The organism is Escherichia sp. TC-EC600-tetX4 (assembly GCF_019356055.1).
Taxonomy (GTDB): Bacteria; Pseudomonadota; Gammaproteobacteria; order Enterobacterales; family Enterobacteriaceae.
Genome location: NZ_CP079924.1, coordinates 4,350,301 through 4,363,218 on the forward strand (window position 1 = coordinate 4,350,301; position 12,918 = coordinate 4,363,218).

The 12,918-nt window shown below is 54.4% G+C and carries 11 protein-coding genes; 8 read left to right on the forward strand and 3 right to left on the reverse strand.

Translation table 11 applies throughout. The features are described 5' to 3' along the window. Window positions 1-14: 14 nt before the first annotated feature. A complete protein-coding gene (gene metL / locus KXD89_RS21065) occupies window positions 15-2,447 on the reverse strand; it encodes a bifunctional aspartate kinase/homoserine dehydrogenase II (RefSeq protein WP_000110772.1) in 2,433 nt (810 codons plus the stop codon). 2 nt (window positions 2,448-2,449) lie between these two features. Then, complete coding sequence (metB, locus tag KXD89_RS21070; protein WP_001295694.1) at window positions 2,450-3,610, reverse strand: cystathionine gamma-synthase; 1,161 nt, start codon at window positions 3,608-3,610, stop codon at window positions 2,450-2,452. Between the two features lie 276 nt (window positions 3,611-3,886). On the opposite strand from metB, the gene metJ reads away from it, so the two are divergent. Together metJ and KXD89_RS21080 are read left to right on the forward strand one after the other, a co-directional pair. Then, window positions 3,887-4,204, forward strand: a complete 318-nt coding sequence (gene metJ / locus KXD89_RS21075) for a met regulon transcriptional regulator MetJ (protein ID WP_000852812.1) — start codon at window positions 3,887-3,889, stop codon at window positions 4,202-4,204. A gap of 183 nt (window positions 4,205-4,387) precedes the next feature. Next, complete coding sequence (locus KXD89_RS21080) at window positions 4,388-4,996, forward strand: YiiX family permuted papain-like enzyme (RefSeq protein WP_000797353.1); 609 nt, start codon at window positions 4,388-4,390, stop codon at window positions 4,994-4,996. Between the two features lie 60 nt (window positions 4,997-5,056). Here the strand turns inward: KXD89_RS21080 and rpmE are convergent, their stop codons facing one another. Next, a complete protein-coding gene (gene rpmE, locus KXD89_RS21085; protein ID WP_000710769.1) occupies window positions 5,057-5,269 on the reverse strand; it encodes a 50S ribosomal protein L31 in 213 nt (70 codons plus the stop codon). Window positions 5,270-5,471: 202 nt separating this feature from the next. On the opposite strand from rpmE, the gene priA reads away from it, so the two are divergent. The 6 genes from priA to menA all read left to right on the forward strand — a co-directional run bounded on the left by priA (window position 5,472) and on the right by menA (window position 12,859). Then, window positions 5,472-7,670 carry a primosomal protein N' gene (gene priA, locus KXD89_RS21090; RefSeq protein WP_001301269.1) on the forward strand — a complete coding sequence of 733 codons (2,199 nt, stop codon included), beginning with the start codon at window positions 5,472-5,474 and terminating at the stop codon, window positions 7,668-7,670. Window positions 7,671-7,825: 155 nt separating this feature from the next. Continuing rightward, window positions 7,826-8,851 (forward strand): DNA-binding transcriptional regulator CytR, encoded by a 1,026-nt coding sequence (gene cytR / locus KXD89_RS21095; protein ID WP_000644904.1) that lies wholly within the window; start codon window positions 7,826-7,828, stop codon window positions 8,849-8,851. Between the two features lie 91 nt (window positions 8,852-8,942). Continuing rightward, window positions 8,943-9,902 (forward strand): cell division protein FtsN, encoded by a 960-nt coding sequence (gene ftsN, locus KXD89_RS21100; protein ID WP_000068828.1) that lies wholly within the window; start codon window positions 8,943-8,945, stop codon window positions 9,900-9,902. Window positions 9,903-9,994: 92 nt separating this feature from the next. Next, entirely contained in the window at window positions 9,995-10,525 is a 531-nt protein-coding gene (hslV, locus tag KXD89_RS21105; protein WP_000208242.1) for an ATP-dependent protease subunit HslV, read from the forward strand. 9 nt (window positions 10,526-10,534) lie between these two features. Next, on the forward strand, window positions 10,535-11,866 hold the full coding sequence (gene hslU, locus KXD89_RS21110; protein WP_001293341.1) for an HslU--HslV peptidase ATPase subunit: 1,332 nt from the start codon (window positions 10,535-10,537) through the stop codon (window positions 11,864-11,866). A gap of 66 nt (window positions 11,867-11,932) precedes the next feature. After that, the gene (gene menA / locus KXD89_RS21115) at window positions 11,933-12,859 is read left to right on the forward strand and encodes a 1,4-dihydroxy-2-naphthoate polyprenyltransferase (RefSeq protein WP_000139496.1); all 927 of its coding nucleotides are present in this window, start codon (window positions 11,933-11,935) and stop codon (window positions 12,857-12,859) included. Window positions 12,860-12,918: the final 59 nt, after the last annotated feature.

Here is a 12,918-nt window from a genome sequence, read left to right on the forward strand (position 1 = left end):
TTAAATTTCTGAAATTACAACAACTGTGCCAGCCGGTTGATATCCGACTGAATCGCCCCGGCGGTGACGTCGCGCCCAGCGCCAGGTCCGCGGATCACCAGAGGGTTATCGCGATACCAGCGGCTTTCGATGGCAAAGACGTTATCGCACGGCAGCAGTGATGCCAACGGATGATCTTCACGCACCGCTTCCACGCCTACACGCGCTTTACCGTTGGCATCGAAACGCGCCACGTAGCGCAGCACCAGCCCCATTTCGCGGGCCGCTTCCAGCCGTTGCACCATCTGCTCGTTCAGTTCATCGCCATTTTCAAAGAAATGGTCGATGCTGCCGCCTTCGCAATGAGCAGGCACCAGCGATTCCACACGTACCTGATCCGGTTCGATGTTGTAACCTGCTTCACGCGCCAGAATCACCAGCTTGCGCATCACGTCTTTGCCAGAGAGATCGTCACGCGGGTCAGGTTCGGTTAAGCCCTGCTGCCACGCCTGATCCACCAGCTCGGTAAACGGCACGCTACCGTCGAATTGCAGGAACAGCCAGGAGAGCGTGCCGGAGAAGATCCCGCTGATCGACAAAATAGTATCGCCGCTGTCGATCAGATCGCGCACGGTGTGGTTGATCGGCAAGCCCGCACCGACGGTGGCATTGTACAGCCAGTGACGCCCGGTTTTTTCGAAGGCGTCGTGGATCTGGCGATATTTATTGCTGTCGCTGGCTCCCGCCAGTTTGTTGGCGCTGATAACGTGGAAACCGTGGCTGGCGAAATCAAGATACTGATCAGCAAGCTGCTGGCTGGCGGTAACGTCCAGCACCACTAAATCATCATACGGATGGGCGCGCATCCACAGGAACAACGACTCTTCATCCTGCTCAACCGCTTCATCGTTGAAGAAGGCTAACGCGCGGCTGGCGTCCAGCCCGTCATAGCTCAACAGGCTGCGGCGGCTGTCCACCACACCTGCCAGCACAAACTCAAAGCCGGTACGTGCCGAAAGCGTGCTCTGCTCACGGGCGAACAGTTCCAGCCAACGGGAACCGATATTGCCCTTACCGAACAATACCAGGCCGATGCGTTTTTCTGCGCGGAAGACGGACTGATGCAGCCCCTGAATCAGGCTTTCGGTCGGGCCGGTGCGCAGTACTGCCACCAGGCTGATGCCGTCATCGGACTGCCAGGTAAATTCGACCGGCTGGCCTTTCAGTTGCTGCCAGAAGCGGTGGCAATGCAGCGGGTTACGGGTGACGCCTGCACCGACCATCGCCACCAGCGCCAGCCCCTGACGCAGGCGCAGTTCGCCAGGTAATCCCGCTTCGTCGAGGATTTTCAGCGCACTGTCGGCCACTTCTGAGGTGTAGCAAAATTGCAGCAACTGGCGATCGTTATGTACGCCAACCGCCAGCGGGCGTACCTGCGCGCGTTTCAGGATTTGGTCGATCTCTTTATGCGCCAGTTTGAAATCCTGACTGGCGGGCACCTGAAACTCAATCAAACAGACATCATCGTGGCTGGTGACAATACGCGCACCAGTACCGGAGGCCAGCACGCGTTCAATGCGCGTGGAACCTTGATCCGGCGTGTAGCTACAGCGCAGTTGCAGGTCGATTTCGCTGCCAGAAACCGGCTGTAAAGTACGGGCGTGAAGAACGGGAGCCGCCAGGCGCGCCAGTTCGCTGGCCTCATCCAGACGCAGCAACGGCAGCAGGCAGGCATCTTTCACTTTACGCGGGTCGGCACTGTATACCCCGGCGACGTCGCTCCAGATGGTTACGCGAGAAACACCCGCCAGCGCACCGATTTGTGTCGCGGAATAGTCGGAACCGTTACGCCCCAGCAGCACCGTTTCACCGGCGTTGTTGCGGCTGATAAATCCGGTCACCACCAGACGTTTGCCCGGATGTTGCACCAGCAGCTGTTGCAGCAACGGGTAAGAAAGCCCTTCATCAACCTGCGGTTGTGCGGCGCGTTCAGCGCGTAAAAACTCGCGGGCATCAAGCCAGGCCGCTGGCAGCCCTTGTTGATTAAGTACCGCAGACATCAGACGTGCCGACCATACTTCCCCGTGGCCCACCACTTCCGCATACACTGCGTCGTTAATACCGCTGTCGAGCAGCGCCGCCAGGCGCTCAAGGTCGCTGACAAAAGCGCTAATGAGGCTATCGGCTTCTTCAGCGGGTAGCAGACCGCTAATCAGATCGCACTGATAGCGACGCAGCGTTTGTTGAACCTGATGCGCAGAGAGACGATCGGTCTGGCTTAGTTTCAACCAGTTAATCAACTGGTTAGTGGTGCTACCGGCGGCGGAAACCACCATCATATCGTCAGGCTGAGAGTACTCCGCCATAATGCCCGCGACACGCAAATAACACTTCACATCAGCCAGACTACTGCCACCAAATTTATGCAGCTGACGACCTTTCGCCCCTGCCTGCGCAATCACACTCATTTTTACCCCTTGTTTGCAGCCCGGAAGCCATTTTCCAGGTCGGCAATTAAATCTTCGCCATCTTCAATACCGGTGGAGATACGCAGCAGCGTCTCGGAGATCCCGGCGGCAGCACGCGCTTCTGGTGCCATGCCTGCATGTGTCATGGTTGCGGCGTGAGAGATTAAACTTTCCACTCCCCCTAATGATTCCGCCAGCGTAAACAACGACAGCCCGCCCAGGAAACGACGCAGCGTCTGCTCATCGCCATCCAGTTCAAAACTCAACATTGCGCCAAAGCCTTTTTGCTGGCGCGCGGCAATTTCATGCCCCTGATTTTCCGGCAACGACGGGTGATACAGTTTTTTCACCAACGGCTGGGTTTGCAGGTATTTCACAATCGCCTGCGCGTTGCGCTGCGCCAGCTCCATACGCGGCACCAGCGTTCGCAACCCACGTAGCAGCAGATAGCTGTCAAACGCGCCGCCCGTCACGCCAATATTGTTTGCCCACCAGGCCAGTTCAGTGACAACGTCCGGGTCTTTAGCAATCACCACGCCGGCCACTACGTCTGAGTGACCGTTCAGATATTTCGTGCATGAATGCAACACCAGATCGGCACCTAATGCCAGCGGATTTTGTAATGCCGGGCTTAAGAAGGTGTTATCCACCACGCTCACCGCCCCGACTTCCCTTGCCAGATGGCAGATTTTCGCAATATCCACGACGCGTAACAATGGATTACTTGGGCTTTCTACCAGTACCAGTTTGGGTTTTTCTGCCAGCGCTGCCCGTAATGCCTGTTCATCGCCTTGATCAACAAACAACACGCGATAGCAACCGCGTTTCGCCAGACTGTCGAACAGGCGATAGCTACCGCCGTAGCAGTCGTGCGGCGCAACCAGCAGATCGCCAGGTTTCAAAAAGACGGTCGTTACCAGGTGAATCGCGGACATGCCGGTATTAGTAAGTACTGCACCAGCACCACCTTCCAGTTCTGCCAGCGCACGCTGAACCACATCGCGCGTTGGGTTGCCGCGACGCGAGTAATCATGCGCGCGCGGTTCATTAAATCCGGTAAAGTTATAGGTGCTGGAAAGATGGATCGGTGGGACAACGCAACCATACTGTTCGTCGTCATTTAACCCGCTACGCACTGCGATGGTGGCCTGTTTACGCGTCATGTGATGAAGTTCCCTGGGCTTTGTCGGTGAAATGTCAGGCACCAGAGTAAACATTGTGTTAATGGACGTCAATACATCTGGACATCTAAACTTCTTTGCGTATAGATTGAGCAAATCCCAAATAGCCGTTAAAATTATATGCATTATCACGCCGACAGGTGCATTACACGATGTCACGGTAACGCCTGTACGGTAAACTATGCGGGTTTACGGTCAGTACCCACATCAACTGTGTGGTCTGGTCTCAATTTATTGACGAAGAGGATTAAGTATCTCATGGCTGAATGGAGCGGCGAATATATCAGCCCATACGCTGAGCACGGCAAGAAGAGTGAACAAGTCAAAAAGATTACGGTTTCCATTCCTCTTAAGGTGTTAAAAATCCTCACCGATGAACGCACGCGTCGTCAGGTGAACAACCTGCGTCACGCTACCAACAGCGAGCTGCTGTGCGAAGCGTTTCTGCATGCCTTTACCGGGCAACCTTTGCCGGATGATGCCGATCTGCGTAAAGAGCGCAGCGACGAAATCCCGGAAGCGGCAAAAGAGATCATGCGTGAGATGGGGATTAACCCGGAGACGTGGGAATACTAAAGCAAAAAAGAGCGGCGCGGAGTGGAATCGCCTGATGCGCTACGCTTATCAGGCCTACGTCATATTGCAATTTATTGAATTTGCACGAACTTGTAGGCCGGATAAGGCGTTCACGCCGCATCCGGCATAAACAACGAGCACGTTGTCTGCGACCCACCGCTTTTTATACATGGACGTTTAACTATGAAAAACAGGCTGCTGATCCTCAGCCTGCTGGTTTCTGTACCTGCCTTTGCCTGGCAGCCACAAACCGGCGACATCATCTTTCAGATCTCTCGCTCATCGCAAAGTAAAGCGATCCAACTGGCGACCCATACCGATTATAGCCACACCGGTATGCTGGTGATACGCAACAAAAAGCCCTACGTTTTTGAAGCAGTCGGCCCGGTGAAATACACCCCGCTCAAGCAGTGGATCGCCCATGGTGAAAAGGGCAAATACGTTGTTCGCCGCGTTGAAGGCGGACTGAGTGTTGAACAACAGCAAAAACTGGCGCAAACGGCAAAACGTTATCTCGGTAAACCGTATGATTTCAGCTTCTCATGGAGCGACGATCGCCAGTACTGTTCGGAAGTGGTGTGGAAGGTTTACCAGAACGCGCTGGGAATGCGCGTGGGCGAGCAGCAGAAGTTGAAAGAGTTCGACCTGAGCAGCCCACAAGTTCAGGCAAAGCTCAAAGAACGTTACGGCAAGAATATTCCGCTTGAGGAAACGGTGGTCTCGCCACAAGCCGTTTTCGATGCGCCACAACTCACCACGGTCGCCAAAGAATGGCCGCTGTTTTCGTGGTAATACGACCAAAATTCAGGCACAAAAAAAGCGCCGTGCGGCGCTTTTTTCGGAAATCCGGTCTTATTTGCTGCCCGGGATGTTGAAACGCTTGTTGAAGCGGTCAACACGGCCACCGGTAGCAACATCACGCTGTTTGCCAGTGAAGAACGGGTGGCACTTGCTGCACACGTCGAGGTTCAGGTCATGACCAACGGTGGAGCGGATTTTCATTACGTTACCGCAAGAGCAGCTAGCAGTAATTTCTTCGTATTTCGGGTGAATATCTTTTTTCATGGGAAAACCTCGGTTTAAGGCCGCGTCGCTCTTCCAGCCCTAACGCCAGACACCACGCGATGTTAAAAGTATAGCTTCAATACGATCATTTCGTACGAAGGCGCGAAATCATACAGAAATTAACCAGCGTATGCAAACTGATCCGCACTCTTCTACGGCAATGTGTATACTAACCCACCGAATTTCAAGTCAGGATGATGCTATGCCCGTTGCCCACGTTGCCTTGCCCGTTCCGCTTCCTCGTACCTTTGACTATCTGCTGCCAGAAGGCATGACGGTTAAAGCTGGGTGTCGCGTGCGCGTGCCGTTTGGCAAACAGCAGGAGCGCATCGGGATTGTGGTATCAGTTAGCGATGCCAGCGAACTGCCGCTCAATGAGCTAAAAGCGGTAGTCGAAGTGCTGGATAGTGAGCCGGTGTTTACTCACTCCGTCTGGCGATTGCTGCTATGGGCGGCAGATTACTATCATCATCCGATTGGCGATGTGCTGTTTCATGCCTTGCCGATTTTACTACGCCAGGGGCGGCCTGCGGCGAACGCGCCGATGTGGTACTGGTTTGCCACTGAACAAGGCCAGGCGGTGGATCTGAACAGCCTGAAACGCTCCCCCAAGCAACAACAGGCGCTGGCGGCGTTACGGCAAGGCAAAATCTGGCGCGACCAGGTCGCCACGCTCGAATTTAATGATGCCGCGTTGCAGGCGCTACGCAAAAAAGGTCTGTGTGATTTAGCAAGTGAAACACCAGAGTTTAGCGACTGGCGAACGAACTATGCCGTTTCTGGTGAGCGGTTGCGATTGAATACCGAACAGGCCACCGCCGTTGGCGCAATTCATAGCGCGGCAGATACTTTTTCTGCCTGGCTGCTGGCGGGCGTTACCGGTTCCGGTAAAACGGAGGTTTATCTCAGCGTACTGGAAAACGTGCTCGCTCAGGGCAAACAGGCGCTGGTGATGGTGCCGGAAATCGGCCTGACACCGCAAACTATCGCCCGTTTTCGTGAACGTTTTAATGCCCCCGTGGAAGTTCTGCATTCCGGCCTGAACGACAGCGAGCGTCTTTCGGCGTGGCTGAAAGCGAAAAATGGTGAGGCGGCGATTGTGATCGGCACCCGCTCCGCGCTGTTTACGCCGTTTAAAAATCTCGGCGTGATTGTCATTGATGAAGAGCACGACAGCTCCTACAAGCAGCAGGAAGGCTGGCGCTATCATGCCCGCGACCTGGCGGTGTATCGTGCGCACAGCGAGCAAATCCCGATTATTCTTGGCTCCGCAACGCCCGCGCTGGAAACGTTATGCAACGTCCAGCAGAAAAAATACCGCCTGCTGCGCCTGACCCGTCGGGCAGGGAATGCGCGTCCGGCAATTCAACATGTGCTGGATTTAAAAGGTCAGAAGGTGCAGGCAGGTCTGGCTCCGGCGTTAATCACTCGTATGCGCCAGCATTTACAGGCTGATAACCAGGTCATTCTCTTTCTTAACCGCCGTGGCTTTGCGCCTGCACTGCTGTGCCACGACTGTGGCTGGATTGCCGAATGCCCACGTTGCGATCACTACTACACGCTGCATCAGGCGCAGCACCATCTGCGCTGCCACCACTGTGACAGTCAGCGTCCGGTGCCGCGCCAGTGCCCTTCCTGCGGTTCCACGCACCTGGTCCCCGTGGGGCTGGGCACCGAACAGCTTGAACAGACGCTCGCGCCGTTGTTCCCCGGCGTGCCCATTTCTCGTATCGACCGCGATACCACCAGCCGCAAAGGGGCGCTGGAACAGCAACTGGCAGAAGTACATCGCGGCGGCGCGCGGATTTTGATTGGTACACAAATGCTGGCGAAAGGTCACCATTTCCCGGATGTGACGCTGGTTGCATTACTGGACGTGGACGGCGCGCTGTTTTCTGCCGATTTTCGCTCGGCAGAGCGTTTCGCTCAGCTTTACACCCAGGTCGCCGGTCGTGCCGGGCGTGCGGGTAAACAGGGCGAAGTGGTGCTGCAAACGCACCATCCGGAACATCCTCTGTTGCAAACGTTGCTCTATAAAGGCTACGACGCCTTTGCCGAACAGGCGCTGGCTGAGCGGCGAATGATGCAGCTACCGCCGTGGACCAGCCATGTGATTGTGCGTGCGGAAGATCATAACAATCAGCACGCGCCATTGTTCCTGCAACAACTGCGTAATCTGATCCTCTCCAGCCCACTGGCAGACGAGAAACTGTGGGTTCTCGGTCCGGTTCCGGCTCTGGCACCTAAACGTGGCGGTCGCTGGCGCTGGCAGATATTGTTGCAGCACCCTTCCCGCGTGCGCTTGCAACACATCATTAACGGTACGCTGGCGCTCATCAATACAATACCGGATTCCCGTAAGGTGAAATGGGTGCTGGATGTTGATCCGATTGAGGGTTAAACCGCTCACGATGCGAGGCGGATCGAAAAATTCAATATTCATCACACTTTTCATGAAAATTCTGTAACCGTTTTCACGCGCTATCTGCTAAAAATGTTGCCGATGTGAAGTAAACATGGATGTAGTACGCCTGACGTGCCAGGCGAGGAGTGAGTGTGAAAGCGAAGAAGCAGGAAACTGCCGCGACCATGAAAGACGTTGCCCTCAAGGCAAAAGTCTCTACAGCGACCGTCTCCCGAGCATTAATGAATCCCGATAAAGTCTCCCAGGCCACCCGTAATCGGGTTGAAAAAGCGGCCCGGGAAGTGGGTTATTTACCGCAGCCTATGGGGCGCAACGTCAAGCGTAATGAATCCCGCACCATTCTGGTGATTGTCCCGGATATCTGCGATCCCTTCTTTAGCGAAATTATTCGCGGTATCGAAGTTACGGCGGCAAATCACGGATATCTGGTGCTGATTGGCGACTGTGCGCATCAAAATCAGCAGGAAAAAACCTTTATCGATTTGATCATCACCAAGCAAATTGATGGCATGTTGTTGCTGGGTTCAAGGCTGCCGTTTGATGCCAGCATTGAGGAACAGCGTAATCTGCCGCCGATGGTGATGGCGAACGAATTTGCACCGGAGCTGGAGCTGCCTACAGTTCATATCGACAATCTGACCGCCGCATTTGATGCAGTAAATTATTTATATGAGCAAGGGCATAAACGGATTGGCTGTATAGCCGGTCCCGAAGAGATGCCGCTGTGTCACTACCGCCTGCAAGGCTATGTTCAGGCGCTGCGTCGCTGCGGCATTATGGTTGATCCGCAATACATCGCCCGTGGCGACTTCACCTTCGAAGCCGGAAGCAAAGCGATGCAGCAGCTGCTTGATCTTCCACAACCGCCTACTGCTGTCTTCTGCCATAGCGATGTGATGGCGCTCGGCGCACTTTCTCAGGCAAAACGCCAGGGGCTGAAAGTCCCGGAAGACCTTTCCATAATCGGTTTTGATAACATCGACCTGACGCAATTTTGTGATCCGCCGCTGACAACCATCGCGCAGCCGCGTTACGAAATCGGTCGGGAAGCTATGCTGTTATTGCTTGATCAAATGCAGGGGCAACACGTTGGCAGTGGCTCTCGTTTAATGGACTGCGAACTTATCATCCGGGGATCAACACGCGCGTTACCTTAAAGTAAACCTTTAAGACTGCCGTGACTGGTCAAAGGCCCGCCGCTTAAGTAACATGGCGGGCTGACGAACGAATAAATACAGCGAAACGATAGTGGCACAACGAGATTATGTACGCCGCAGCCAACCGGCACCTTCGCGGCGAAAAAAGAGCACCTCACGGAAAAAGCAACGAAATCTGCCTGCGGTTTCTCCCGCTATGGTCGCTATTGCTGCCGCCGTTCTTGTGACCTTTATCGGTGGTCTGTACTTCATTACGCATCACAAGAAAGAAGAGTCCGAGACGCTGCAAAGCCAGAAAGTGACCGGAAACGGACTACCACCAAAACCAGAAGAACGCTGGCGCTACATTAAAGAGCTGGAAAGTCGCCAGCCGGGAGTGCGTGCGCCCACAGAACCTTCTGCCGGTGGTGAAGTGAAAACGCCGGAGCAACTGACACCAGAACAACGTCAGCTTCTTGAACAAATGCAGGCTGATATGCGCCAGCAGCCAACGCAGCTGGTTGAAGTTCCGTGGAATGAACAGACGCCGGAACAGCGTCAGCAAACGCTACAGCGCCAACGTCAGGCGCAGCAATTAGCGGAACAGCAACGCCTGGCTCAGCAGTCGCGTACGACTGAACAAAGCTGGCAGCAGCAGACGCGTACGTCGCAAGCCGCACCGGTACAGGCGCAACCGCGCCAGTCTAAACCGGCTTCTTCTCAGCAGCCGTACCAGGATCTGCTGCAAACTCCTGCGCACACGACTGCGCAGTCGAAGCCGCAGCAAGCTGCGCCAGTTGCTCGTGCCGCTGACGCGCCAAAACCGACGGCGGAGAAAAAAGACGAACGCCGCTGGATGGTGCAGTGCGGTTCGTTCAGAGGCGCGGAACAGGCAGAGACGGTACGTGCTCAGCTGGCGTTCGAAGGCTTTGACTCGAAAATCACCACCAACAATGGCTGGAATCGTGTGGTCATTGGCCCGGTGAAAGGCAAAGAGAACGCAGACAGCACCCTCAATCGGTTGAAGATGGCGGGTCATACAAACTGCATTCGGCTCGCCGCCGGGGGTTGAAACCCTCAAAATCCCCCCCATCTATAATTGCATTATGCCCCGTACTTTTGTACGGGGTTTGTACTCTGTATTCGTAACCAAGGGGTCAGCTCGTGACAACTATAGTAAGCGTACGCCGTAACGGCCATGTGGTCATCGCTGGTGATGGTCAGGCCACGTTGGGCAATACCGTAATGAAAGGCAACGTGAAAAAGGTCCGCCGTCTGTACAACGACAAAGTCATCGCGGGCTTTGCGGGCGGTACTGCGGATGCTTTTACGCTGTTCGAACTGTTTGAACGTAAACTGGAAATGCATCAGGGCCATCTGGTCAAAGCCGCCGTTGAGCTGGCAAAAGACTGGCGTACCGATCGCATGCTGCGCAAACTTGAAGCACTGCTGGCAGTCGCGGATGAAACTGCATCGCTTATCATCACCGGTAACGGTGACGTGGTGCAGCCAGAAAACGATCTTATTGCTATCGGCTCCGGCGGCCCTTACGCCCAGGCTGCGGCGCGCGCGCTGTTAGAAAACACTGAACTTAGCGCCCGTGAAATTGCTGAAAAGGCGTTGGATATTGCAGGCGACATTTGCATCTATACCAACCATTTCCACACCATCGAAGAATTAAGCTACAAAGCGTAAGGATCTCCCATGTCTGAAATGACCCCACGCGAAATCGTCAGCGAACTGGATAAGCACATCATCGGCCAGGACAACGCCAAGCGTTCTGTGGCGATTGCTCTGCGTAACCGCTGGCGTCGCATGCAGCTCAACGAAGAGCTGCGCCATGAAGTGACCCCGAAAAATATCCTGATGATCGGCCCGACCGGTGTCGGTAAAACTGAAATCGCCCGTCGTCTGGCTAAGCTGGCGAATGCGCCGTTCATCAAAGTTGAAGCGACCAAATTCACCGAAGTGGGCTACGTCGGTAAGGAAGTGGATTCTATTATTCGCGATCTGACCGATGCCGCCGTGAAAATGGTACGCGTCCAGGCTATCGAGAAAAACCGTTATCGCGCTGAAGAACTGGCAGAAGAACGTATTCTCGACGTGCTGATCCCACCTGCTAAAAACAACTGGGGACAGACCGAACAGCAGCAGGAACCGTCCGCTGCTCGTCAGGCATTCCGCAAAAAACTGCGTGAAGGCCAGCTTGATGACAAAGAAATCGAGATCGATCTTGCCGCAGCACCGATGGGCGTTGAAATTATGGCTCCTCCGGGCATGGAAGAGATGACCAGCCAGCTGCAGTCCATGTTCCAGAACCTGGGCGGCCAGAAGCAAAAAGCGCGTAAGCTGAAAATCAAAGACGCCATGAAGCTGCTGATTGAAGAAGAAGCGGCGAAACTGGTGAACCCGGAAGAGCTGAAGCAAGACGCTATCGACGCTGTTGAGCAGCACGGGATCGTGTTTATCGACGAAATCGACAAAATCTGTAAGCGCGGCGAGTCTTCCGGTCCGGATGTTTCTCGTGAAGGCGTTCAGCGTGACCTGCTGCCGCTGGTAGAAGGTTGCACCGTTTCCACCAAACACGGGATGGTCAAAACTGACCACATTCTGTTTATCGCTTCTGGCGCGTTCCAGATTGCGAAACCGTCTGACCTGATCCCGGAACTGCAAGGTCGTCTGCCAATCCGCGTTGAACTGCAGGCGCTGACCACCAGCGACTTCGAGCGTATTCTGACCGAGCCGAATGCCTCTATCACCGTGCAGTACAAAGCACTGATGGCGACTGAAGGCGTAAATATCGAGTTTACCGACTCCGGTATTAAACGCATCGCGGAAGCGGCATGGCAGGTGAACGAATCTACCGAAAACATCGGTGCTCGTCGTTTACACACTGTTCTGGAGCGTTTAATGGAAGAGATTTCCTACGACGCCAGCGATTTAAGCGGTCAAAATATCACTATTGACGCAGATTATGTGAGCAAACATCTGGATGCGTTGGTGGCAGATGAAGATCTGAGCCGTTTTATCCTATAATCGCGTTCAATCATTTTCATCATTGTTTGATGGGGCTGAAAGGCCCCATTTTTATTGGCGCGTATTATGACTGAACAACAAATTAGCCGAACTCAGGCGTGGCTGGAAAGTTTACGACCTAAAACCCTCCCCCTCGCCTTTGCTGCAATTATCGTCGGGACAGCGCTGGCATGGTGGCAAGGTCACTTCGATCCGCTGGTCGCCCTGCTGGCACTAATTACCGCCGGGCTATTACAGATCCTTTCTAACCTCGCCAATGATTACGGCGATGCGGTAAAAGGCAGCGATAAACCTGACCGCATTGGGCCGCTACGCGGCATGCAAAAAGGGGTCATTACCCAGCAAGAGATGAAACGGGCGCTCATTATTACCGTCGTGCTCATCTGTCTCTCCGGGCTGGCACTGGTTGCAGTGGCATGCCATACGCTGGCCGATTTTGTCGGTTTCCTGATTCTTGGCGGGTTGTCGATCATTGCCGCTATCACCTACACCGTGGGCAATCGTCCTTATGGTTATATCGGTCTGGGTGATATTTCCGTACTGGTTTTCTTTGGCTGGTTGAGTGTCATGGGGAGCTGGTATTTACAGGCTCATACATTGATTCCGGCACTGATCCTTCCGGCGACCGCATGCGGCCTGCTGGCAACGGCAGTACTGAATATTAATAACCTGCGTGATATCAATAGCGACCGCGAAAATGGCAAAAACACGCTGGTGGTGCGCTTAGGTGAAGTGAACGCGCGTCGTTATCATGCCTGCCTGCTGATGGGCTCGCTGGTGTGTCTGGCGCTGTTTAATCTCTTTTCGCTGCATAGCCTGTGGGGCTGGCTGTTCCTGCTGGCGGCACCATTACTGGTGAAGCAAGCCCGTTATGTGATGCGGGAAATGGACCCGGTGGCGATGCGACCAATGCTGGAACGTACTGTCAAGGGAGCGTTACTGACTAACCTGCTGTTTGTTTTAGGGATATTCCTAAGCCAGTGGGCAGCATAACTGACAAATATCAATTAACAATTGATGATTTTGCCAACAGCCCACATAGCGCGATATAC

Coding starts and splice junctions, on each gene's coding strand:
- metL (WP_000110772.1), bottom strand. CDS start 2,447: ATGAGTGTGATTGCGCAGGCAGGGGCGAAAGGTCGTCAGCTGCATAAA.
- KXD89_RS21080 (WP_000797353.1), top strand. CDS start 4,388: ATGAAAAACAGGCTGCTGATCCTCAGCCTGCTGGTTTCTGTACCTGCC.
- menA (WP_000139496.1), top strand. CDS start 11,933: ATGACTGAACAACAAATTAGCCGAACTCAGGCGTGGCTGGAAAGTTTA.
- metB (WP_001295694.1), bottom strand. CDS start 3,610: ATGACGCGTAAACAGGCCACCATCGCAGTGCGTAGCGGGTTAAATGAC.
- rpmE (WP_000710769.1), bottom strand. CDS start 5,269: ATGAAAAAAGATATTCACCCGAAATACGAAGAAATTACTGCTAGCTGC.
- metJ (WP_000852812.1), top strand. CDS start 3,887: ATGGCTGAATGGAGCGGCGAATATATCAGCCCATACGCTGAGCACGGC.
- hslU (WP_001293341.1), top strand. CDS start 10,535: ATGTCTGAAATGACCCCACGCGAAATCGTCAGCGAACTGGATAAGCAC.
- priA (WP_001301269.1), top strand. CDS start 5,472: ATGCCCGTTGCCCACGTTGCCTTGCCCGTTCCGCTTCCTCGTACCTTT.